This window comes from Pseudomonas sp. EpS/L25, from assembly GCF_001512295.1.
Classification (GTDB): Bacteria; Pseudomonadota; Gammaproteobacteria; order Pseudomonadales; family Pseudomonadaceae; genus Chryseomonas.
Genome location: NZ_LNUP01000011.1, coordinates 407,544 through 430,368, shown reverse-complemented (window position 1 = coordinate 430,368; position 22,825 = coordinate 407,544). Strand labels below are relative to the sequence as shown.

The 22,825-nt window shown below is 66.2% G+C and carries 20 protein-coding genes and 1 pseudogene; 10 read left to right on the top strand and 11 right to left on the bottom strand.

Annotation, left to right across the window (positions count from 1 at the left end):
- Nucleotides 1–480 precede the first annotated feature (480 nt).
- The 6 genes from AR540_RS11020 to glyA all read right to left on the bottom strand — a co-directional run bounded on the left by AR540_RS11020 (nucleotide 481) and on the right by glyA (nucleotide 7,994).
- A complete protein-coding gene (locus tag AR540_RS11020; RefSeq protein WP_059228850.1) occupies nucleotides 481–1,338 on the bottom strand; it encodes a formyltetrahydrofolate deformylase in 858 nt (285 codons plus the stop codon).
- Nucleotides 1,339–1,438: 100 nt separating this feature from the next.
- Nucleotides 1,439–2,068, bottom strand: coding sequence for a sarcosine oxidase subunit gamma (locus AR540_RS11015; RefSeq protein ID WP_059228848.1), 630 nt, complete (start codon nucleotides 2,066–2,068; stop codon nucleotides 1,439–1,441).
- A gap of 15 nt (nucleotides 2,069–2,083) precedes the next feature.
- Nucleotides 2,084–5,104: a sarcosine oxidase subunit alpha gene (locus tag AR540_RS11010; RefSeq protein WP_059228846.1), complete on the bottom strand. Its 3,021-nt coding sequence runs from the start codon at nucleotides 5,102–5,104 to the stop codon at nucleotides 2,084–2,086.
- A complete protein-coding gene (locus tag AR540_RS11005) occupies nucleotides 5,101–5,400 on the bottom strand; it encodes a sarcosine oxidase subunit delta (RefSeq protein WP_017639232.1) in 300 nt (99 codons plus the stop codon). The genes AR540_RS11010 and AR540_RS11005 overlap by 4 nt, the downstream gene beginning before the upstream one ends.
- A gap of 11 nt (nucleotides 5,401–5,411) precedes the next feature.
- On the bottom strand, nucleotides 5,412–6,662 hold the full coding sequence (locus tag AR540_RS11000) for a sarcosine oxidase subunit beta family protein (protein WP_017639231.1): 1,251 nt from the start codon (nucleotides 6,660–6,662) through the stop codon (nucleotides 5,412–5,414).
- Nucleotides 6,663–6,740: 78 nt separating this feature from the next.
- Nucleotides 6,741–7,994 carry a serine hydroxymethyltransferase gene (gene glyA / locus AR540_RS10995; protein WP_059228845.1) on the bottom strand — a complete coding sequence of 418 codons (1,254 nt, stop codon included), beginning with the start codon at nucleotides 7,992–7,994 and terminating at the stop codon, nucleotides 6,741–6,743.
- Between the two features lie 167 nt (nucleotides 7,995–8,161).
- Here glyA and AR540_RS26500 point away from each other — a divergent pair.
- The 3 genes and pseudogenes from AR540_RS26500 to AR540_RS10985 all read left to right on the top strand — a co-directional run.
- Nucleotides 8,162–8,932 (top strand): annotated as a pseudogene (locus tag AR540_RS26500) (PAS domain-containing protein); the annotation flags it as partial.
- Complete coding sequence (locus AR540_RS26495) at nucleotides 8,918–9,568, top strand: methyl-accepting chemotaxis protein (RefSeq protein ID WP_442963783.1); 651 nt, start codon at nucleotides 8,918–8,920, stop codon at nucleotides 9,566–9,568. The pseudogene AR540_RS26500 and the gene AR540_RS26495, both read left to right, overlap by 15 nt.
- Before the next feature lie 85 nt (nucleotides 9,569–9,653).
- A complete protein-coding gene (locus tag AR540_RS10985) occupies nucleotides 9,654–10,082 on the top strand; it encodes a universal stress protein (protein ID WP_059228841.1) in 429 nt (142 codons plus the stop codon).
- A 54-nt stretch (nucleotides 10,083–10,136) separates the two neighbouring features.
- On the opposite strand, the gene AR540_RS10980 is transcribed toward AR540_RS10985, so the two are convergent.
- Complete coding sequence (locus tag AR540_RS10980) at nucleotides 10,137–10,916, bottom strand: exodeoxyribonuclease III (RefSeq protein WP_059228839.1); 780 nt, start codon at nucleotides 10,914–10,916, stop codon at nucleotides 10,137–10,139.
- A gap of 80 nt (nucleotides 10,917–10,996) precedes the next feature.
- Here AR540_RS10980 and pyrE point away from each other — a divergent pair, with 80 nt between their 5' ends.
- Nucleotides 10,997–11,638, top strand: coding sequence for an orotate phosphoribosyltransferase (gene pyrE, locus AR540_RS10975; protein ID WP_059228837.1), 642 nt, complete (start codon nucleotides 10,997–10,999; stop codon nucleotides 11,636–11,638).
- A 180-nt stretch (nucleotides 11,639–11,818) separates the two neighbouring features.
- Nucleotides 11,819–12,403 (top strand): hypothetical protein, encoded by a 585-nt coding sequence (locus tag AR540_RS10970; protein WP_059228835.1) that lies wholly within the window; start codon nucleotides 11,819–11,821, stop codon nucleotides 12,401–12,403.
- 42 nt (nucleotides 12,404–12,445) lie between these two features.
- Here the strand turns inward: AR540_RS10970 and argB are convergent, their stop codons facing one another.
- The 4 genes from argB to coaBC form a co-directional block, all read right to left on the bottom strand.
- Nucleotides 12,446–13,351 carry an acetylglutamate kinase gene (gene argB / locus AR540_RS10965; protein WP_059228833.1) on the bottom strand — a complete coding sequence of 302 codons (906 nt, stop codon included), beginning with the start codon at nucleotides 13,349–13,351 and terminating at the stop codon, nucleotides 12,446–12,448.
- Between the two features lie 75 nt (nucleotides 13,352–13,426).
- Complete coding sequence (algC, locus tag AR540_RS25860; protein ID WP_201786115.1) at nucleotides 13,427–14,821, bottom strand: phosphomannomutase/phosphoglucomutase; 1,395 nt, start codon at nucleotides 14,819–14,821, stop codon at nucleotides 13,427–13,429.
- A gap of 1,208 nt (nucleotides 14,822–16,029) precedes the next feature.
- The gene (gene dut / locus AR540_RS10955; protein ID WP_059228829.1) at nucleotides 16,030–16,485 is read right to left on the bottom strand and encodes a dUTP diphosphatase; all 456 of its coding nucleotides are present in this window, start codon (nucleotides 16,483–16,485) and stop codon (nucleotides 16,030–16,032) included.
- Nucleotides 16,478–17,701 carry a bifunctional phosphopantothenoylcysteine decarboxylase/phosphopantothenate--cysteine ligase CoaBC gene (gene coaBC / locus AR540_RS10950; protein WP_059228827.1) on the bottom strand — a complete coding sequence of 408 codons (1,224 nt, stop codon included), beginning with the start codon at nucleotides 17,699–17,701 and terminating at the stop codon, nucleotides 16,478–16,480. The genes dut and coaBC overlap by 8 nt, the downstream gene beginning before the upstream one ends.
- A 133-nt stretch (nucleotides 17,702–17,834) precedes the next feature.
- On the opposite strand from coaBC, the gene radC reads away from it, so the two are divergent.
- The 5 genes from radC to tssE all read left to right on the top strand — a co-directional run bounded on the left by radC (nucleotide 17,835) and on the right by tssE (nucleotide 22,824).
- Nucleotides 17,835–18,509 carry a RadC family protein gene (gene radC, locus AR540_RS10945; protein WP_059228825.1) on the top strand — a complete coding sequence of 225 codons (675 nt, stop codon included), beginning with the start codon at nucleotides 17,835–17,837 and terminating at the stop codon, nucleotides 18,507–18,509.
- 345 nt (nucleotides 18,510–18,854) lie between these two features.
- Nucleotides 18,855–20,396, top strand: a complete 1,542-nt coding sequence (gene tssA / locus AR540_RS10940) for a type VI secretion system protein TssA (RefSeq protein WP_059228823.1) — start codon at nucleotides 18,855–18,857, stop codon at nucleotides 20,394–20,396.
- 29 nt (nucleotides 20,397–20,425) lie between these two features.
- Nucleotides 20,426–20,920 carry a type VI secretion system contractile sheath small subunit gene (gene tssB, locus AR540_RS10935; RefSeq protein WP_059228821.1) on the top strand — a complete coding sequence of 165 codons (495 nt, stop codon included), beginning with the start codon at nucleotides 20,426–20,428 and terminating at the stop codon, nucleotides 20,918–20,920.
- A gap of 14 nt (nucleotides 20,921–20,934) precedes the next feature.
- Nucleotides 20,935–22,413 carry a type VI secretion system contractile sheath large subunit gene (tssC, locus tag AR540_RS10930; protein WP_059228818.1) on the top strand — a complete coding sequence of 493 codons (1,479 nt, stop codon included), beginning with the start codon at nucleotides 20,935–20,937 and terminating at the stop codon, nucleotides 22,411–22,413.
- 6 nt (nucleotides 22,414–22,419) lie between these two features.
- On the top strand, nucleotides 22,420–22,824 hold the full coding sequence (tssE, locus tag AR540_RS10925) for a type VI secretion system baseplate subunit TssE (protein WP_059228816.1): 405 nt from the start codon (nucleotides 22,420–22,422) through the stop codon (nucleotides 22,822–22,824).
- The last annotated feature ends 1 nt before the right edge of the window (nucleotide 22,825 follow it).

The following is a 22,825-nucleotide window of genomic DNA, read 5'->3' as shown; positions in this document are numbered from 1 at the left end:
GCTGGGACGTCAGAGGTCAGCAGGGGGCGGGACCGGCTCCTACACGTGCTCGAAACACTGCGGCCCTACAGCCTGCCCCCTGCTGCTCTCACCTCCATCCTAACGGCAAGCCAAGACACAAGCGGCCATGGCTGCGATACGTGATCAAGACAGTTGCTCCTACAGGCGAGCCTCGTACCCGTAGGAGCGGCCACCGCGACGGCCCGCCATGGTCGCGCAAGGACAGTTGCTCCAAGGTGGCGGCACGATGATCGATCATGATCTTGCCGGTGCTGCTGGAGATGAATGCCTGCTCGGCTCGCACCCTCTCCCCTTGGAAGAAGGTTGGGGTGAGGGCGTGCCGCAGGGCCCCAGTGGAAAAGGCTGCGCCGTTTTCCACGCTACGGTTACGGCGACACCTACCGAGTGGGGGACCGCCGTGGCGATCCAAGGCATGTGCAACGCCGCTTGGCCGACGCGCAGCAGATCGTGAACGGATGCTTAGAGCACCACCGTCCTTCCGCCATTGAGGAAGACCCGACGATCCAGGTGGAAGCCCACGGCCCGGGCCAGGGTCAGGCACTCGATGTCGCGGCCCTTGGCGACCAGGTCCTCGGCATAGTGGGCGTGGTCCACCGGCTCGACGCCCTGGGCGATGATGGGGCCTTCGTCCAGGTCGTTGTTGATGTAGTGCGCGGTGGCGCCCACCAGCTTGACGCCCTTGGCATAGGCCTGGTGATAGGGCCGCGCGCCCTTGAAGCCAGGCAGCAGCGAATGGTGGATGTTGATCGCCCAGCCATCCAGGCGGCGGCACAGCTCGGGCGACAGCACCTGCATGTAGCGCGCGAGGATCACCAGCTCCGCACCGGTCTCCTGCAACACCTGCCAGACCCTGGCTTCCTGGGCCGGCTTGTCCTGGGGATCGAGGGGGAAATGGTGGTAGGGAATACCGTGCCAGGCCGCCAGGGGCTCCAGGTCCGGGTGGTTGGAAATGACCGCCACCACGTCCATGGGCAGCTGGCCGATGCGCTGGCGATAGAGCAGGTCGTTGAGGCAGTGATCGGCCTTGGAGACCAGGATGGCGACCTTGGCGCGATAGCCGGGCGGTACCGGTTCGAATGTCATGTCGAAGGGCGTGAAGCGCAGGTCCAGCCCGACCCGGAACAGGCCTTCGTTGAAGTCCGCCGGCACCTGGAATTCCACGCGGATGAAGAAACGCTGGGCTTCACGGTCATCGAAACTGTGGTGCTGGGTGACGTAGCAGCCCTGCTCGAACAGGTAGCGGGTGACCACGTCCACGGTGCCGAGGCGACTCGGGCTCTGGGCGGTGAGAATCCAGGTATCGGGCGTGCGGCTCATGGTGAATTCCTTTGCATGAAGATGAAGCCAAAACCACAAAACCCGACCTGCGCCTCACGCAGGTCGGGTTCGCTGGAGCGCGACTGGAGGCAGCGACCGATCAGGCCTCGATGCGCAGTCCGTACTCGGCGCTCGCGTCCTGCAGCCACAGCCAGACGTAGTCGGCGAAGCTGCGGCGCACCACCAGCTCCCAGGTATCTTCGGTTACGTGGCGAATCACCAGCTGCGACTTGGCGAACACCGTACCCACCGCCTTGCCCACCGGGAAGTTGCGCGGGTGGACATCGTAGGAGGTGGACTTCATCAGCACCTCACGCACCTTGGGGCCCTTCAGCTCGACCAGGGTCTGGCCACCGCCGACGTTGACGATGGCCACGTGGCGCTCGCCCAGGGCCTGGCGCAGGGCCTGCTCGGTGGCGAATTCGCTGCCACCGGGCACTACCAGCAGCCACTCGTCCGGGCCGAGCCACTGCAGCGAGCTCTCACCCTTCTGGGTCAGGGCCAGCGGGCCGGGCACTTCCAGGCCGACCACGCTCTGCACAGCGCCGGTGAAGCCTTCGTCATGGGCGTCGCCACGGATCACCAGGTGGCCCAGCAGGGCCCGCTCGCGCAGGGTCACCCCGGCGGTGGCCGGGCCCCGGCCGCCGAGCTTGTTCAGCTCGGCGTGGAACAGCGGGGACTCGGCGCGCGCCGTGGCGGAGTATTGGTCGTACACATTGATGTCGTTCATGGGGCGCTATCCTCGTTAGGCGACGTTCTGCCGCTCACCCTTGGGGTCGTAGAACACCGGCGAGACGATCTCGGCAGCGATGTAGCGGCCATCGGCCAGCGGGGCGTAGACGGTCTGCCCGATGCGGCCCAGACCACCCTTGACCATCGCCATGGCGAAGCCATAACCCAGGGTCGCGCTGTAGTAGCTGGAGGTCACGTGGCCCACCATGTCCATGGGGATCGGCTGATTGCGCTCGAACACCAGTTGCGCGCCTTCCGGCAGCACGTCGCGGGCATCCAGGGGCTTGAGGCCGACCAGTTGCTTGCGGTTCTCGCGCACGCAGTCCTGGCGATGCATGCCGCGCTTGCCGATGAAGGAGAAACTCTTGTTCAGGCTCACCGCCCAACCCATGCCCAGGTCCTGGGGCGTGACCGAACCATCGGTGTCCTGACCGATGATGATGAAGCCCTTCTCCGCCCGCAGCACGTGCATGGTCTCGGTGCCGTAGGGGGTGAGGTCGAATTCCTTGCCCGCGGCGACCACCTGCTCCAGTACGCCCATGGCGTAGTTGGCCGGCACGTTGATCTCGTAGGAAAGCTCGCCGGTGAAGGAGATACGGAACACCCGCGCCGGCACGCCTCCCACCTGGCCTTCCTTCCAGGCCATGAAGGGGAAGGCGGCGTTGTCCAGGTCGATGTCGGTCAGCTTGGCCAACAGCTTGCGGCTGTTGGGACCGGACAGGGTCAGGGTCGCCCAGTGGTCGGTGACCGAGGTGAAGTACACCTCCAGCTCCGGCCATTCGGTCTGGTGATACAGCTCCAGCCATTCGAAGACGCGCGCGGCGCCACCGGTGGTGGTGGTCATCAGGAAGTGGTTGTCGGCGAGACAGGCGGTGACGCCGTCGTCGAAGACCATGCCGTCTTCCTTGCACATCAGGCCGTAGCGGGCCTTGCCGATGTCCAGCTTGGTCCAGGCATTGGTATAGACGCGGTTGAGGAATTCCCGCGCATCCTTGCCCTGGATGTCGATCTTGCCAAGGGTGGAAGCATCCAGCAGGCCGACGCTACGGCGTACGGCCAGGCACTCGCGGTTGACCGCAGCGTGCAGGTCCTCGCCCGCCTTGGGGAAATACCAGGGGCGCTTCCACTGGCCGACGTCTTCGAACAGGGCGCCCTGCTTGAGGTGCCAGGCGTGCAGCGCGGTGTAGCGCTTGGGCTCGAACAGGGCACCGCAGTGGCGTCCGGCGATGGCGCCGAAGGTCACCGGGGTGTAGTTCGGGCGGAACATGGTGGTGCCGACTTCCGGGATGGCCTTGCTCTGCACCCGGGCAGCGATGGCCAGGCCGTTGATGTTGCCCAGCTTGCCCTGGTCGGTGCCGAAGCCCATGGCGGTGTAGCGCTTGACGTGCTCGATGGACTCGAAGCCCTCGCGGCAGGCCAGCTCGATGCCGGCGGCGGTCACGTCGTTCTGGAGGTCGACGAACTGCTTGGGGGCCCGCGACGACGGCTTGTCGTGGGGCACCTGGAACAGCGCGAGGCTCGGCTCTTCCTGGCGGAATTCGGCCTGGGGCAGCTCGCCGCTGACCACCTTGGCACCGGCTTCGGCCGCGGCGGTCGCACCGGCTTCGAAACCATCGGCCAGCACATCGCCCAGGGCGAAGACGCCGTTCACGCCGCCGGCGCAGACGCGCTTCTGCGGCGCCGGGCCGGGCACGAAGGCCTGGATGTCATCGCGCCACTGCGGGCGACCGCCCAGGTGCGAGGCCAGGTGGACCACCGGGCTGTAGCCGCCGGAGGTGGCGATCAGGTCGCAGTCCAGCCACTCGCCGCCACCCAGGGTGCGGAAGGCGGTCAGGTCGATGGTGGCGATCTTGGCGCCGGTCACCCGGGTGTTGCCACGGGCTTCGCTCACGGCGGTACCGCCCATGACCCGCACGCCACGCTTGCGTACTTCCTCGACCCAGGCGCCGCGCGGATTGGGCCGCGCATCGGCCACGGCCACTACCTGGCGACCGGCTTCGAGCCAGTCCAGGGCCACGCGGTAGGCGTAGTCGTTGTTGGTGGACAGCACCAGGCGCTGGCCCGGCGCCACGGCGTAACGGCGGATGTAGGTGGAGACGGCGCCGGCCACCATGTTGCCCGGCAGATCGTTGTTGGCGTACACCAGCGGCCGCTCGTGGGCACCGGTGGCCAGCACCACGCGGGTGGCCCGGACGCGGTGCAGGCGCTGACGTACCTGGCCATGGGGCGCGCGATCGCCGAGGTGATCGGTGAGCCGCTCGTGGATGGTCAGGAAGTTGTGGTCGTGGTAGCCGTTGACCGTGGCACGCGGCAGCAAGACCACGTTGTCCAGGCCCTGCAGCTCGGCCACGGCCTTGGCCACCCAGTCGGCCGCCGGGGCGCCATCGAGACGCTCGCGGCTGTCCAGCAGGCTGCCACCGAATTCTTCCTGCTCATCGGCCAGGATCACCCGGGCGCCGCTGCGACCGGCGGCCAGGGCCGCGGCCAGACCGGCAGCGCCACCGCCCACCACCAGGACATCGCAGTGCTGGTTGAAGTTGTCGTAGGTGTCCGGATCGACCTGGGTCGGCGCACGGCCGAGGCCGGCCGCCTTGCGGATGTACTTCTCGTAGGTCATCCACAGGTTCTGCGGATACATGAAGGTCTTGTAATAGAACCCGGGCGGCATCATCTTGCCGCCGACCTTGCCGAGAATACCCATGAGGTCGTTGTTGACGCTCGGCCAGCCGTTGGTGCTGGCGGAGACCAGGCCCTGGTACAGCGCCTGCTGGGTGGCCCGCACGTTGGGCACCTGGGTGGCCTCGGTGGCGCCGATCTGCATGATGGCATTGGGCTCTTCGGCACCGGCGGCGACGATGCCACGCGGCCGGGAGTACTTGAAGCTGCGGCCGACCACGTCCACGCCGTTGGCCAGCAGCGCCGAGGCCAGGGTGTCACCCTTGAAGCCCTGGTAGGTCTGGCCGTTGAAGGTGAAGGTGATGGCCTGGCTGCGGTCCAGGCGACCGCCCTGGGTGAGTCGATGGACCTGGCTCATGTGCGCTCTCCTCGCTCGGCGGTGAAGCGGGGTTGCTCGCCGATCGGATAGGTTTCGAGAATTTCGTAGGTCTCGGTGTTGCGGGTCGCGTTGAAGTACTGGCGGCAACCCGACGCGTGGACCCACAGCTCGTGACGCAGACCGCGCGGGTTGTCACGGAAGAACATGTAGTCGCCCCACTCGGCGTCGCTGCAGGCTTCGGGGTCGAGGGGACGCGGGATATGCGCCTCGCCAGCGGCGTGGAATTCTTCTTCGGAGCGCAATTCCCCGCAGTGGGGGCAATGGATGTACAACATGCTCGTGCTCCTTAGTGCGCGACGGCCGCTGCGCCGTGTTCGTCGATCAGCGCGCCGGTGTGGAAACGGTCGATGGAGAAAGGCTTGGCCAGCGGGTGCATCTCACCGGAGGCGAGCGAGGCCGCGAAGACGTTGCCCGAGCCGGGCGTGGCCTTGAAGCCGCCGGTACCCCAGCCGCAGTTGAAGAACAGGTTTTCCACCGGGGTCTTGGAAATGATCGGGCAGGCATCGGGCGAGGTATCGACGATGCCGCCCCACTGACGGTTCATGCGCACCCGCGAAAGGATCGGGAACATCTCGACGATGGCCTGCAGGGTGTGCTCGATCACCGGATAGGAGCCGCGCTGGCCGTAGCCGACCCAGCTGTCGATGCCGGCACCGATCACCAGGTCGCCCTTGTCGGACTGGCTGATGTAGCCGTGCACCGCGTTGGACATGATGACGCTGTCGATGATGGGCTTGATCGGCTCGGACACCAGCGCCTGCAGCGGGTGGGATTCCAGCGGCAGGCGGAAGCCCGCGAGCTTGGCCATGTGCCCGGAGTTACCGGCGGTGACCACGCCGACGCGCCGGGCGCCGATGAAGCCGCGGTTGGTTTCCACGCCGATCACCTTGCCGTCCTGCTTGCGGAAGCCGGTGACCTCGGTCTGCTGGATCAGGTCGACGCCCAGGGCGTCGGCGGCGCGGGCGAAGCCCCAGGCCACGGCGTCGTGTCGGGCCACGCCACCGCGGCGCTGCACGGTGGCACCGAAGATCGGGTAGCGGGTGTTCTTGCTGCAATCCAGGTAGGGGATCTCCTCGGCCACCTGGCGGGTGTCGAGCAGTTCGCCGTCCACGCCGTTCAGGCGGTTGGCGCTGACCCGGCGCTCGGAATCGCGCATGTCCTGCAGGGTGTGGCAGAGGTTGTAGACGCCACGCTGGGAGAACATGACGTTGTAGTTGAGGTCCTGGGACAGGCCTTCCCACAGCTTCATGGCATGTTCGTAGAGGTGCGCCGACTCGTCCCACAGATAATTGGAGCGGACGATGGTGGTGTTACGGGCGGTGTTGCCGCCACCCAGCCAGCCCTTCTCGATCACCGCGACGTTCTTCACGCCGAACTGCTTGGCGAGGTAGTAGGCCGTGGCCAGGCCATGACCGCCACCGCCGACGATGACCACGTCGTACACCGGCTTGGGCGTCGGAGTGCGCCACATGCGCTGCCAGTTCTCGTGGTGGCTCAGGGAGTGCTTGAAGAGGCCGAAGCCGGAATAGCGTTGCATCTGGAGACTCCTGCAGACGACTCCCCTTTCCCGCGACCGGGCAAGGGGTTGGATGGGGTTGCGCCAGGATCGGAGCGGTTAGCGATACACCGGGTAGTCACGGCACAGGTCGGCCACCTGGCGCGCCACCTGGGCTTCCACGTCGGCATCGCCGAGGTGGTCGAGGATGTCGCAGATCCAACCCGCCACGCGCTCGCTCTCGCTCACGCCCAGGCCACGGGTGGTCAGGGCCGGGGTGCCGATGCGCAGACCCGAGGTCACGAAGGGCGACTGGGGATCGTTGGGCACGGCGTTCTTGTTCACGGTGATGCAGGCGCGGCCCAGGGCGGCGTCCGCATCCTTGCCGGTGATGCCCTGCTTGATCAGGCTGACCAGGAACAGGTGGTTGTCGGTGCCACCGGAAACCACGTCGAAACCGCGCGCCTTGAATACCCCGGCCATGGCCTGGGCGTTCCTGATCACCTGCTGCTGGTAGGTCTTGAAGCCCGGCTCCAGGGCTTCCTTGAAGCAGACCGCCTTGCCGGCGATGACGTGCATCAGCGGACCGCCCTGGGCGCCCGGGAAGACGGCAGCGCTGAGCTTCTTCTCGATGTCGGCGTTGGCCTTGCACAGGATCAGGCCGCCACGGGGGCCGCGCAGGGTCTTGTGGGTGGTGGTGGTGACCACGTCGGCGAAGGGCACCGGATTCGGGTAGACACCGGCGGCGACCAGACCGGCCACGTGGGCCATGTCGACGAACAGGTAGGCACCCACGCTGTCGGCGATGTCGCGGAAGCGCTGGAAGTCCAGGGTCTTGGAATAGGCGGAGAAGCCCGCCACGATCATCTTGGGCTTGTGCTCTTCGGCCAGACGCTGGATCTCGTCATAGTCGATCAGTCCAGTGTCGGTGTTGATGCCGTACTGCACCGCGTTGTACAGCTTGCCGGAGGAGCTGACCTTGGCGCCGTGGGTCAGGTGGCCGCCATGGGCCAGGCTCATGCCCAGGATGGTGTCGCCGGCCTGCAGCAGCGCCAGGTAGACGGCGGCGTTGGCCTGGGAACCGGAATGCGGCTGGACGTTGGCGTAGTCGGCGCCGAACAGCTGCTTGGCGCGCTCGATGGCCAGTTGCTCGACCTTGTCGACATGCTCGCAACCACCGTAGTAGCGCTTGCCCGGATAGCCTTCGGCGTACTTGTTGGTCAGCACGCTGCCCTGGGCTTCCATGACGCGCTGGCTGGTGTAGTTCTCGGATGCGATCAACTCCAGGTGATGCTCCTGGCGCCGCGCTTCCTCGCCCATGGCGGCGAACAACGCATCATCGTAGCCCTGGATTCGGTCCTGCTTGCTGAACATCGCGGCGCTCCTAAAATTTTGTTGGCGGTGAAAACCACCCCCTTGGCCGCGATGGTAGGCCTGGGAACTTCCCCCAAGATGCCTGTTTACGCCCCGGGCCGGCGCGTTTGCGACAGCCGCTGGGCGCTCCGTTTCTACCGCTCTTCAGCGCCGATAAAGTCTTTCAAATGGAGGTCGATAAGGGCGGTTACACCCCGCGAACGCCGAGGCGTCCCATGTTCAACGCACACTACAAAAAGACTATTGCCCAGTTGCAAGAGGAACTTGCCGCGAGCCGTGGCCTGATCCAGGCGATGGAACGCTCCATGGCGGTCATCGAATTCGATCTGGGCGGTGTGATCCTGAGCGCCAACGACACCTTCTTGCGCCTGACCGGCTATAGCGCCGCGACCCTGATCGGCCAGCATCACCGCCGTCTCTGTCCGCCCGCGCTGGTGCAGAGTCGCGACTACGGCGACCTCTGGGCACGCCTGGGGCGCGGCGATTTCGTCTCCGGCACCTTCCAGCGGCTCGACGCCCAGGGGCGGACGCTCTGGCTGGAGGCCAGCTATACCCCGGTGCTCGATGCCAGCGGTCGCCCGGCCAAGGTGGTGAAATACGCCCTGGACGTCACCCGCCAGGTCGAGCGCGACCATGAAGCCCAGAGCAAGCTCAAGGCGCTGGACCGCGCCCTCGCCTGCATCGAGTTCGCCCTCGACGGCCGCATCCTCACCGCCAACGACAACTTCCTCGCCACCCTCGGCTACAGCCTTGGCGAGATCCAGGGGCAGCACCATCGGCTGTTCTGCGAGCCCAGCCTGGTCAACAGCAGCGAATACGCCGACTTCTGGCGGCGCCTGAATGCCGGCGAGTTCTTCCGCGGCCAGTTCAAGCGCCTGGGCAAGCATGGCCGGGTGGTCTGGCTGGAGGCGAGCTACAACCCGGTGTACGACGCGACCGGACGCCTGTGCAAGGTGGTCAAGTACGCCAGCGACATCAGCGAGCGGGTCGAGAAGCACGAGAGCGACGGGCGCAGTGCCTCGCGGGCCTATCACATCTCCGCCGAAACCGAGAAAGTCGCCGAGCACGGCACCCAGATCATCCAGGCCGCCACCAGCGAGATGCGCGAGATCGCCCAGAACGTCAGTGCCTCGGCCCGGGTGATCGGCCAGCTCGGCGAGCGTTCCGAACAGATCACCGCCATCGTCAACACCATCCGCGGCATCGCCGACCAGACCAACCTGCTGGCGCTCAACGCCGCCATCGAGGCCGCCCGGGCGGGCGACCAGGGCCGCGGCTTCGCCGTGGTGGCCGACGAGGTTCGCCAGTTGGCGGGGCGAACCAGCAGCGCCACGGCGGAAATCGCCGACATGATCGGCAAGATCCTCGGCGAAACCCAGGAAGCCGTCGCCAGCATGGAAAGCACCCAGGAGCGGGTAGCCAAGGGCGTGGAACTGGCCGACCAGGCCGGGGCGGTGATCGTGCAGATCCGCGACGGCGCCAGCGACGCCGTGGAAGCCGTCAGCATGTTCGCCACCAAGCTCGATGAATCGGAGGTGATTCCGAAAGGCGCGCGCAACTGGGTGGGCCATTGAGCAGTGGCTGGCGCTTGACCTGAATCAAGCGACCCTGGCGTCAGCGGTCTAGCATGAAGGCATACCCCTCTCGTGGAGATGCCCCATGCACAATGTCCTGGTCGCCTACGATGGTTCCCCCAGCGCCGACAATGCCCTGCGCTATGTGCTCGACCTGGTGAAGGCGGGCCTGCCGCTGGAACTGCACCTGCTCAACGTCCAGAACGAGCCGGAGATCTACGGTGCGCCCTTCGACGAGCGCATCCTGCGCGAATGGCGCGGCAGCCTGCAGGACAAGGCCGAGGACATCCTGGCCAGGGCACGTCCGGCCTTGCTGGAAGTCGGCATCGAGGCCCAGACCCACACTGGCTTCGGCGGCATCGCCGAGACCATCGGCGAGATGGCGCGGCAGCTCCAGGTGGATACCGTGGTGATGGGTACTCGCGGCCTGGGCTCGCTCAGCGGACTGCTGCTCGGTTCGGTGGCCCATCGCGTGGTGCACCAGGTGCCGCTGCCGGTCATCCTGGTGAAATAGCCGCCCAACAAAAAACCAGCCCGCGGGCTGGTTTTTGGCGTTTCAGGACCCGGCTCAGATGCTCAGGGTCCAGTCGTAGTCGACGATCAGGGGCGCGTGCTGGGAGAAGCGCGGTTGCCGCGGCAGGCGCGCCGAGCGCACGAAACGGCGCAGGCCCGGGGTGAGGATGTTGTAGTCGAAACGCCAGCCCAGGTTCAGGTGCTCGGCCTGGTCGCTGTCGGGCCACCAGCTGAACTGGTCGCCTTCGCGGCTGACTTCGCGCAGGGCATCGACGTAACCCATGTTGCCGATCACCTCGTCCATCCAGGCCCGTTCCGGGGCGAGGAAGCCGGGGATCTGCTGGCAGTCGCGCCAGTTCTTCACGTCCTGCTTCTGATGCGCCACGTACAGCGAGCCACAATAGATGTACTCGCGACGCTTGCGCCGCTGCTTGTTCAGGTAGTGGGTGAAGTCGTCCATGAACTTGAACTTCATGTTCAGATCCTCGTCGCCGCGCTTGCCCGAGGGCAACAGCAGGGTGGCGATGCTGACCTTGTCGAAGTCCGCCTGCAGGTAGCGGCCGAAGCGATCGCAGGACTCGAAGCCCAGACCGCTGATCACCGCTTTCGGCTGGACCCGGGTATAGAGCGCCACCCCGCCCTGGGACGGCACCTCGGCATCGCAGGCATAGAGGATGTAACCATCCAGGGCGTAGGCCGGATCGTCCATGTCGTAGGAAGAGGCGCGGGTATCCTGCAGGCAGATCACGTCGGCATTCTGCGCCTTCAACCAGGGCAACAGGCCCCGCTCGACAGCGTCCTGAATACCATTGACGTTCAAGCTGATGATCCGCATAAATGGCCCCCAAAAAATCGTGGATGTATGATACCCGAGCTAAACCGGTTTAGCTAAATACAAGCCGCGCAAGGACTTATATGCAGGCGTATCAGCGTAATTTCATTCGTTTCGCCATCGAGCGCGGAGTTCTGCGTTTCGGCGAATTCACCCTGAAATCGGGTCGCATCAGCCCCTATTTCTTCAATGCCGGCCTGTTCCACAGCGGCTCGGCCCTGGCCGAGCTCGGGCGCTGCTACGCGGATGCACTGGTCGCGGCCAAGCTGCCCTTCGACGTGCTGTTCGGCCCGGCCTATAAAGGCATCCCGCTGGCGGCCGCCACGGCGGTGGCCCTGGCCGAACACCACGGCCAGGACACGCCCTGGTGCTTCAACCGCAAGGAAGCCAAGGACCACGGCGAAGGCGGCCTGCTGGTGGGCGCCCCGCTGACCGGCCGCGCGCTGATCATCGACGACGTCATCACCGCCGGCACCGCCATCCGCGAGGTCATGCAGATCATCCAGGCCCAGGGCGCCAGCGCAGCCGGGGTGCTCATCGCCCTCAACCGCCAGGAACGTGGCCGGGGCGAGCTGTCGGCCATCCAGGAAGTCGAGCGTGACTACGGCATCCCGGTGCTGAGCATCGTCGCCCTGGACCAGGTGCTCGAATACCTGGCGGAAGACGCCGAGCTCAAGCGCCATCTGCCCGCCGTGCAGGACTACCGCGCCCAATACGGGATCTAGTGTGGTGTTTCAGAAGTTATCTGCACAATTTTGGCGGCGCTTTTTGTCCCTGGACGTTGTTGCCACTCCTCGCCATAGCCCTGCTATGACTCGTCGCGACGCCTAGCCCATGAACAAAAACCACTCGCCAATTCTTGCGCGAACTTCTGAAACACCACACTAGACCCAGGAGAGACGGTCATGGTCGTACGTCGCGCTGCCGCCAGCCTCGTGCTGCTCGCCCTGCCGCTGGCCAGCCAGGGTGCCGAGTTGTATCGCTACCTGGACCGCAACGGGACCCTGGTCATCGACCGCCAGGGCGTGCCCCCGGAATATGCCGGCAAGGGCTACGACGTGCTCAACGAGCAGGGCCGGGTGATCCGCAAGGTGGCGCCGGCGCTGCCCGCGGAAGAGCTCGAGCGGCGTGAGCGAGCCCGGCAGCAGGCGCTGGCCGACGAGCAGTTGCGCAAGCTCTACAGCAGCGTCGAGGACGTCGATCGGGCCAAGGCCCGCAAGCTCTCCGAGCTGGAAGGCCTGATGCAGATCAAGAAGGCCAACCTGGAATCCGCCCGGCAGGTGCAGGCGCAGCTGATGGAGCAGGCGGCGGTGCTGCAGCGCAATGGCCAGGCCCTGCCCACGGACATCCAGGCGCGGCTGGACGCGGCAGCGGCCGACCAGGTACGGCTGCAGGCCGACCTGGACCGCTACGAGACCATCAGGCGCAAGACGACCGCGGCCTTCGACAGCGATCGGGCGCGGATGCAGGAGCTCGACGGACAACCATGAGGCAGGCCCCGGCGACGGCTAGACCGCCGCAGGGGTGACCGCTCAACCGCGCTTGCGGTTGGTGATCAGGGTACCGACGCCGACGTCGGTGAAGATTTCCAGCAGCACCGCGTTGGGCACCCGGCCATCGATGATGTGGGCGCTCTGCACGCCACCCTGCACCGCTTCCAGCGCGCAACGGATCTTCGGCAGCATGCCGCCGTAGATGGTGCCGTCGGCGATCAGGCCATTGACCTGCTCGGTGGACAGCCCGGTCAGCACCTGGCCCTGCTTGTCCATCAGGCCGGCGATGTTGGTCAGCAGCATCAGCTTCTCGGCCTTGAGCGCCTCGGCTACCTTGCCCGCCACCAGGTCGGCGTTGATGTTGTAGGACTCACCGTCCGGACCCACGCCGATGGGCGCGATGACCGGGATGAAGTCGCCCCGCACCAGCATGTTGATCAGGTCGATGTTGACCCCGGTGACCTCGCCGACGTGGCCGATGTCGATGATCTCCGGCTTGGTCATCTCCGGCGTCTGCCGGCTGACCTTGAGCTTGGTGGCGCGGATCAGGCCCGCGTCCTTGCCGGTCAGGCCGATGGCCTTGCCGCCATGGCGGTTGATCAGGTTGACGATGTCCTTGTTCACCTGGCCGCCCAGCACCATCTCCACCACGTCCATGGTCTGGGCGTCGGTGACGCGCATGCCATCGATGAAGTGGCTCTCGATGGACAGCCGCTTGAGCAGGTCGCCGATCTGCGGGCCACCGCCATGCACCACCACCGGATTGATGCCCACCGCCTTCATCAGCACGATGTCACGGGCGAAACCGGCCTTGAGTTCGTCGCTCTCCATGGCGTTGCCGCCGTACTTGATCACCAGCGTCTTGCCGACGAACCGGCGGATATAGGGCAGCGCCTCGGACAGCACCTCGGCGACGTGCGAGGCATCCTCGCGGCTCAGGGTCATGGCTCACCTCTCAAGGTCGACATAGAAAAGACAAAGGGCGCCTCAGGCGCCCTCCGCTCTACCGCTGACGCAAGGTCAGAACGGCAGGTTCAGATCCGGTTGCACCGCCAGCAACTGCTTGCGGAACACCGTCTTGATGCGCTCCAGCTCTTCGAGGGTTTCCGCCTCGAAGCGCAGCACCAGCACCGGCGTGGTGTTGGACGCACGCACCAGGCCCCAGCCGTTCTGGTAATCGACGCGGACGCCGTCCAGGGTGGTGATCTGGGCATCGCCCCACTGGGCGTCGCGCTGCAGGGTCTCGATGATGCCGAACTTGTTCTCTTCGGTCACCTGGATATTGATCTCCGGGGTGGAGATGTCTACCGGGAAGGTATCGAACACCTGTTGGGCGCTGCCCTTCTCCTGGCTGAGGATCTCCAGCAGGCGCACGGCACTGTAGATGCCATCGTCGAAGCCGAACCAGCGCTCCTTGAAGAACACATGGCCGCTCATCTCGCCGGCCAGCAGGGCGCCGGTTTCCTTCATCTTCTTCTTGATCAGCGAGTGGCCGGTCTTCCACATGATGGGACGACCGCCGTAGCCGGCGATGAGGTTGTTCAGGCGGCGGGTGCACTTGACGTCGAAGATGATGTCGGCGCCCGGGTTACGGGAGACCACGTCCTTGGCGAACAGCATCAGCAGTTGGTCGGGATAGATGATCTTGCCTTCGTTGGTCACCACGCCGACACGGTCGCCGTCGCCGTCGAAGGCCAGGCCCAGGTCGGCCCCGGTTTCCTTGACCTTGGCGATGAGGTCTTCCAGGTTCTCGGGCTTGCCCGGGTCCGGATGGTGGTTGGGGAAGTTGCCATCCACCTCGCAGAACAGCGGGATGACCTCGCAGCCCAGGGACTCGATCAGCTGGGGCGCGTTGACCGCGGCCACGCCGTTGCCGGCGTCCACCACCACCTTCAGCTTCCTGGCCAGCACCACGTCGTTGCGGATGTAGTCGGCGTAGCTCTTGAGCACGTCGACCTGCTTGATCTGGCCCTGGCCGCTGGCCACGTCGCCGGTCTCGATGCGCTGGCGCAGGCGCTGGATGGATTCGTTGGCCAGGGTCTCGCCGGCGATGACGATCTTGAAGCCGTTGTAGTCCGGCGGGTTGTGGCTGCCGGTGAGCATGACGCCGGACTTGCCTTCGAGCACGTTGGCCGCGTAGTAGAGCACCGGGGTCGGCACCATGCCGACGTCACTGACATTGGCGCCGCTGTCGGCCACGCCCTTGATCAGTTGGGCGACCAGCTCGGGGCCGGACAGACGGCCATCACGGCCGACGGCCACGTTGGGCTCGCCACGCGCCAGGCTCTCCGAGCCGATGGCGCGCCCGATCCAGTAGGCGGCTTCGGCGGTCAGGGAGTCACCCACCACGCCACGGATGTCGTAGGCGCGGAAGATGCTGGCGTTGAGTTGGGGGGCTTGCGGGGTAGTGCTCATCGGGGGTTTCTCCAATCCCAGGAGATCCTGGTCTTCGTCGAGGATACTGATGTCGAGGATGTCGGTGGTCTGGAACAGTGGCTCGCTCTGGGGTGAGCGGCCTCTGTCGGCAAACTCCGCCAGGGTCTTGGCCACGGCCGCACTCGGCGCCACGGCGTAGAGGTCCGGCGACGATCCGGTCGAAGGGTTGACCGACCGGGCCGTCGCCCTGGCCAGGGGTTCCATTACCGCCAGGCGCAAGGCCGGGCTTTTGGCTGCCGGATTGGTTTCAAGTTCCTCGGCATAGGCGACCAGACTGCGGACGTCGTCACGGAGCCGTCGTGACAGCTCCCGGGAAAACAGCCAAAAGCCGGCCAGCAGGCCGAACAGGGCGAGCAGCAGGGCCATCAGCGGGGCCAGCAGGGGCGTGTCCGCCGCGGCGCTGGCGGCAGGCGCGAGTTCCAGCGTCCACAGGGTGCTGCCGGTGGGCAGGCGCCGGGCCAGGGTTGCGTCACCGGGGCTGCCGCCCTGACTCAGCACCTGGACCTGGCCACCGGGAAACTGCTGCAGCAGGCGCCAATGGCCGAGTTCCGGGGGCGATACCGTCCATCCCTGCAGCACCGTCGAGAGTTCTTCCACCAGTACGGCGCTACCCAGCAGTTGATCACCGCGGCGGATCGGCTGGGCACTGTAGACCAGCCAGCGATCGCCCAGGCGATAGGCTTCCGGCGGGGTGCGCTGGCCGCTCTCCACGCGCTTGAGCAGATCGAGGGCGGCGTAGTTGAGAGGTCCGGGACGGTCATCTTCGATCTGGCGCATGCCAGCCGGCACCACCAGTACGTCGACCACCCCGAGGCGCTCGCGCAGTTGCGTCTCCGCTGCCTGGCGGGCCGTGGGGTCGTCGCCCTGCAGGGCTTGCAGCACCAGGGCATCACCGGCGACGCCCTGCAGCCGCCGGGTCAGGCCGACCAGCAACTGGTCGAGGGACGCGGCCTGGCTTTGCAGGGCGCGTTCGGCCTGCTGCTGCTGGGTACGCATGCCCTGCGGCTCCAGCACCAGGAACCAGAGCAGCGCTGCGGCCAATAACCAACCGGCGAGCGCCAGCAGCAGACCGCCACCCAGGCCGGGCAAGGGCGCGCTCTTCAGCCTGTGCTTGCGTTCTTCCTTGCCGTTGCTAGCCATGCCGTTCCTCTCCTTTATGTCACGGCGCGCCCTGAATGCCTTAGGCGTCAGCGGGTACCGGAATGACCGAAGCCGCCGGTACCGCGTTCGGTCTCGGTGAAGCTCTCGACGATATCGAAGTGCGCCTGTACCACAGGGACGAGCATCAGCTGGGCGATACGCTCGCCGACGCTGACGGTGAAGGTGCTCTGACCACGATTCCAGCAAGACACCATCAGCTCGCCCTGGTAATCCGAATCGATCAGGCCGACCAGGTTGCCGAGCACGATGCCGTGCTTATGACCCAGGCCCGAGCGCGGCAGGATCAACGCCGCCAGTCCGGGATCGGCAACGTGGATGGCGAGACCGGTGGGGATCAGCGCGGTCTGCCCCGGCTCCAGCACCAGCTCCGCCTGCAGCATGGCGCGCAGGTCGAGACCGGCCGAGCCGGGCGTGGCGTAGGTCGGCAGCGGGAAATCGCGCCCCAGGCGCGGGTCGAGGATCTTGGCTTGAAGGCTATGCATGGGTCTGGACGGTGTCTTTCAAGTGGGTGGAAATCAGCGCGATGAGCTGCCGGGCGATCTTGCCCTTGCTGGTCTGCTCGAAGCGGATCTCGTGCAGGCCCCGGTCGATCACGGTGACCGCGTTGTCTTCGCTGTTGAAGCCGATGGCCGGATTGGCCACGTCGTTGGCGACGATGAGATCGAGGTTCTTGTCGCGCAGCTTGCGCTGGGCGTATTCCAGCAGATTCTGGGTTTCCGCGGCGAAGCCGACGCTGAAGGGCCGATCCGGGCGCTGCGCCAGGGTGGCGAGGATGTCGGGGTTGCGCACCAGCTCCAGCAGCAGGCCGTCACCACGGGTGGGGTCCTTCTTCAGCTTGTGCGGAGCGATGACTTCTGGGCGATAGTCCGCCACCGCCGCCGAGGCGATCAGCACGTCGCAAGGCATCAGCGCCTCGCAGGCGGCCAGCATGTCGCGGGCGCTGACCACGTCGATGCGCTCGACGCGATCGGGGGTCGCCAGATGCACCGGGCCGCTCACCAGGCTGACGCGTGCGCCCGCCTCCGCCGCCGCCTCCGCCAGGGCGAAGCCCATGCGGCCGGAGCTGTGGTTGGTGATGTAGCGCACCGGGTCGATGTTTTCCTGGGTCGGCCCGGCGGTGATGACCACGTGGCGACCGGTCAGGTCCAGGCGCTGGAAGCAGTCGGCGGCGAGCTGGGCCAGGTCGGTGGCTTCCAGCATCCGGCCGGGGCCGACGTCGCCACAGGCCTGGCTGCCACTGGCCGGGCCGAACAGCTCAATGCCGCGACGGCGCAGCACTTCGGCATTGGCCTGGGTGGCCGGATCGCGCCACATGGCCTGGTTCATGGCGGGGGCCAGGGCAACCCGGGCATCGGTGGCCAGCACCAGGGTGGTGAGCAGATCGTCCGCTACACCCTGGGCCAGGCGCGCCATGACATCGGCGGTGGCCGGGGCGACCAGGACCAGATCGGCCCAGCGGGCCAGTTCGATATGACCCATGGCCGCTTCGGCGGCCGAGTCCAGCAGGTCGAGGTGCACGGGCAGCCCGGAGAGGGCCTGGAGGGTCAGCGGCGTGATGAATTCGCGCCCGCCGCGGGTCAGTACCACCCGCACCTCGGCGCCCTGGTCCTTGAGTCGGCGCACCAGCTCGGCGCTCTTGTAAGCGGCGATGCCACCTCCGACGCCCAGCACGATGCGTTTACGATGGAGCCGCTGCATACAGTCTTCCGCTTCGAAACCGTCTAGAACGGGCCTCGCCGACGCTCTAAGCTGGCGCAAACCCGCGAATCATCCGGTTAAGATAGCACAGCGCCTGCAGGACGCAGGCGCCAGCCCAAACAAGGAGCGTCCCATGAGCATCAAGGACTGGCCGGCCCAGGAGCGGCCGCGGGAAAAACTGCTGGAACGAGGGGCCCAGACCCTCACCGACGCCGAGCTGCTGGCAATCTTCCTGCGCACGGGTGTCGCCGGGCGCAGCGCCGTGGACCTCGCCCGTCAGTTGCTCGGTGAATTCGGCAGCCTGCGGGCTTTGCTGGAGGCGGACCTGGCATCCTTCAGCGCCCACCTCGGCTTGGGCCCGGCCAAGTACAGCCAGTTGCAGGCGGTGCTGGAAATGGGCCGGCGCCATCTGGCCGAAGGTCTCAGGCGCGACTCGGCGCTGGAAAGCCCCCAGCAGGTCCGCGACTATCTCAAGGCCCGCCTGCGCCACGAACCCCACGAGATCTTCGGCTGCCTGTTCCTCGATACCCGCCACCGGGTGCTGGCCTTCGAGGCCCTGTTCCACGGCACCATCGACGGCGCCAGCGTCTACCCCCGGCAGGTGGTCAAGCGGGCCCTCGCCCACAACGCGGCGGCCGTCATCCTGACGCATAACCATCCCTCCGGCGTCGCCGAACCCAGCCAGGCCGATCGCCTGCTCACCGGTCGACTGAAGGAGGCGCTGGCTCTGGTGGATGTACGGGTACTGGATCATTTCATCGTCGGCGATGGAGAACCGCTATCGATGGCGGAATATGGTTGGCTCTAACGTTGGTTACTTCAATGTAGGGCCTATACAGGTGCCATATTTTTCTCGTCAAAATCATCACGCCCGGACAACTGACAATGAGGGTCACTCTCCCAGGCTTAATTAGGACAAAATTTGTCACCTCATTTAAAACTCTGATTTTTTAGTTATCGTCTTTGGCAAAAAATCAGCTGTCGATCACGTTTTTCAGGCTACCCGATCCCACCAAACCGCTTTAGGATGCGCCTCATAGCGTCGCTGCGCCATTAGCTGCCCAGCGATGAGCGATAACTATGACAGCAACTTCTCGTGCCGCGAAGTTCAAGGACTAGAACTTTTCGCCTTGTGAGGTCATGGATGACTTTATTGCCCCCGCTCGCCTCCAGCTATATAACCATCGCTGAGCTAGCCATTAAAGAAGACAACTTCGCCGGTGAAGATTGCCGGTACAGTCCGGAATTCGAACACCTCGAAAAGGCCTGCCATAACAGCCAGGCGCTGCATCGCGACATCACCCCCGATTGGGCCGACATCGCCGCGCAGGCCACGGTCTTTCTGCGTGAGCAATCCAAGGATCTGCGGGTCGCCGGCTGGCTGACCTGGGCACTGCAGCGGACCCAGGGCTGGTCCGGTCTTCAGGCCGGGCTGACGCTGCTCGAACGTCTGATCGAGGTGCATTGGGACGTCCTGCATCCCCGCAAGGAGCGCACCCGTGCCGCAGCCTGCAGCTGGCTCTGCGGACGGCTTGACGGCCTCTTCGACAGCACCACCCTGAACACTCTGGAACTTTCCTGGCTGCAGACCTTCAGCGTCCAGCTGGCCAGGCTGGAAAGCCTGCTGCAACCGCGCCTGGGCAACGCCGCACCCCTGCTGCTGCCCCTGGTGCGCCGCCTGGATGAGCAGCAGCGGCGCCAGGCCCAGCCGAGCGCGGCGGCCCTGTTCACGACCGCTGCCGGCGCGGCCACCGCCACCATGACCAGCACCACCCAGCCAATGCCCCAGGGCCCGCTGGAATCGGACAAGGATGCCCATCGTCTGCTGCGCCAACTGCAGGAGGGCGCTCGCAGCCTGAGCTCCTGGTGGCTACGCCAGCGCGCCGGCGATCCGCGCGCGTTGCGGCTGAATCGCGCCTTGCTGTGGAGTGGCATCGACAGCCTGCCCGCCCACGATGCCCAGGGGATCACCGGCTTGCGCGGCCTGCCGGCCGATCGCCTGAAGCTCTTCCAGGAGCGCCAGTCTGCCGACGAGGCCGCGCCCCTGCTCGTCGAACTGGAAACCAGTCTGGCCCGCGCGCCCTTCTGGCTGGACGGCCAGCGCCTGGTCTGGGAATGCCTGCAGAACCTCGGCGCCGAGGTCGCCTGCCGGGAAATCGAATGGCCACTGGTGTTGCTGCTGCAGCGCCTGCCCGGCCTCGAAGCCCTCGCCTTCCATGACGGCCAACCCTTCGCCGATGCCCAGACCCGCCTCTGGCTGGCCGGCCTGGCGACCCGGGGCGCACCTCAGCCTGCCACCCCCACTGGCGGCGACAGCCCGCAGGAAGACTGGCGCGCGATCCTGGCCGCGGCCCTCGCGGAGCTGCGCGGCAGCGGGCTCAAGAGCGCCGTGCGTCTCCTGCAGGCCGGGCGCCTCGGCGCCCAGGGCGAGCGCCAGCGCCTGCTTTGGGACCTGGCCAGCGCCCAGTTGTTGATCCACGCCCGCCAGTTCGAGCTGGCCCACTGCCAACTCGCCGAGCTGGACGCCGAACACGGTGCCCTGCTGGTGCGCTGGGAGCCATCGCTGGCGCTGGACATCCTCCAGGCGCGGCGCCAGTGCCTGGAAGCGCTGCCCGTCACCGCCGACAGCCGGGCACAGCTGCAACAGCTGCGCCCAAGACTCTGCCGACTCGACCTCGAAGCGGCACTCGACTGAGGCTCGCCCTCACCCATCAGGAGAAAGATATGGCCAAAGAAGGCTCGGTTGCGCTGAAAGAACGCATCAACGTCACGGTACGGCCCGCCACCGGCGGGGCCGAAGAAGAACTGGAGCTGCCCCTCAAGCTCATGGTGCTGGGCGATTTCACCCAGCGCGCCGACGACCGCAAGCTCGAAGACCGCAAACCGGTGGCCATCGACAAGGACAACTTCGACGAGGTGATGGCCAAGCAGCAGCTGGGCCTGACCCTGGCGGTGCCCAATCGCCTGCAGGAAGGCGGCGAAGACGACCTCGCGGTACAGCTCGACATCAAGGCCATGGCCGACTTCAGTCCGGCGCGGCTGGTGCAGCAGGTGCCCGAACTCAAGCAACTGATGGATCTGCGCGACGCCCTGGTGGCGCTCAAGGGCCCGCTCGGCAACGCCCCGGCCTTCCGCAAGGCCATCGAGCAGGTGCTCGCCGATCCGCTCGCCCGCGAGCAGGTGCTCGGCGAGCTCGGCTTGCCCCAACAAGACGTCTGACCAGGAGGCTCATCATGACCGCTACCCTGCTCCAGCATAGCCCAGCCGCCGTCGCCGACGACAGCGGCATCCTCGGGCGCATCATCGCCGAGACCCGCCTGGCGCCCCAGGACGAAGGCTATGGCGCGGCCAAGCGCGGCGTCTGCGCCTTCATCGAGGAATTGCTCAAGCCGCACAACGCCCAGCAGCCGGTAAAGAAGGCGCTAGTCGACCGCATGATCGCCGAGATCGACGAGAAGCTCAGCCGCCAGGTGGACGAGATCCTGCACCACGCCGAATTCCAGTCCCTGGAAGCGGCCTGGCGCGGCCTACGACTGCTGGTGGAGCGCACCGATTTCCGCGAGAACAACAAGATCGAGCTACTCAACGTCTCCAAGCAGGACCTGCTGGAAGACTTCGAGGACGCGCCGGAGATCGTCCAGTCCGGTCTCTACAAACACGTCTATACCGCCGAGTTCGGCCAGTTCGGCGGCGAACCGGTCGGTGCCATCATCGCCAACTACGACTTCGATCCCACCGCGCCGGACATCCGCACCCTGCAGCAGGTAGCGGCGGTCTCGGCCATGGCCCATGCGCCCTTCATCGCCGCCGCCGGGCCGCGCTTCTTCGGCCTGGAGAGCTTCACCGGCCTGCCCGATCTCAAGGACCTCAAGGATCACTTCGACGGCCCGCAATTCGCCAAGTGGCAGAGCTTCCGTGAACAGGAGGACGCCCGCTACGTCGGCCTGACCCTACCGCGCTTCCTGCTGCGCACGCCCTACGATCCGGAAGAGAATCCGGTGAAGACCTTCACCTATCGCGAGAACGTCAGCCAGAGCCACGGTCACTACCTCTGGGGCAACACCGCTTACGCCTTCGCCACCCGCCTGACCCACAGCTTCGCCAAATACCGCTGGTGCCCGAACATCGTCGGCCCGCAGAGCGGCGGCGCGGTGGAAGACCTGCCGTTGCACCACTTCGAAAGCATGGGTGAGATCGAGACCAAGATCCCCACCGAGGTGCTGATTTCCGATCGCCGCGAATACGAACTGGCCGACGCCGGCTTCATCGCCCTGACCATGCGCAAGGGCAGCGACAACGCCGCCTTCTTCTCCGCCTGCTCGACGCAGAAGCCCAAGTTCTTCGGCACCAGCGAGGAAGGCCGCGCCGCCGAGCTGAACTACAGGCTGGGCACCCAGCTGCCCTATCTGTTCATCGTCAGCCGCCTGGCGCACTACCTCAAGGTGCTGCAGCGCGAGCAACTGGGCGGGACCAAGGAGCGTACCGACCTCGAACTGGAACTCAACAAGTGGATCCGCCAGTTCGTCGCCGACCAGGAGAACCCCAGCGCCGAGGTCCGCGGCCGGCGGCCGTTGCGGGCGGCCAGCATCCGCGTCAGCGACGTGGAGGGTAATCCGGGCTGGTTCCGCGTCGGTCTGAGCGTGCGCCCGCACTTCAAGTACCAGGGCGCCGACTTCACCCTGTCGTTGGTCGGCAAGCTGGATAAGGAGTAAGTCGCGATGAGCCACGGCAGTCTGTTCGAACGCCTGGCCGGCACCCGCAACGCGCGCGGCCAGGGCTCGCCCTTCGAGGTGCTGAGCGCCTCGGTGGCCGCGCACCTGGCGAAGATGCTCAGCACCCGCGCCGGCAGCGTGCCGATCCAGGCCGACTACGGGTTACCCGATCTCAACGACCTGCGCCTGTCGCTGCACGACTCGCTGCAGCGGGCGCGCCTGGCCATCGAGCACTTCGTCGCCCGCTACGAGCCACGCCTGTCGGGAGTGAAGGTGCTACCGCTGCCGCGGGAGGGTACCGCTCTGGCCTTCGCCCTCGAAGGCGAGCTCGAACTCGACGGCCAGCGGCGTCCCATTCGCTTCACCGCGAGCCTGGATGGCAGCGGTCAGGTCAAGGTCAGCCAGGGATAGG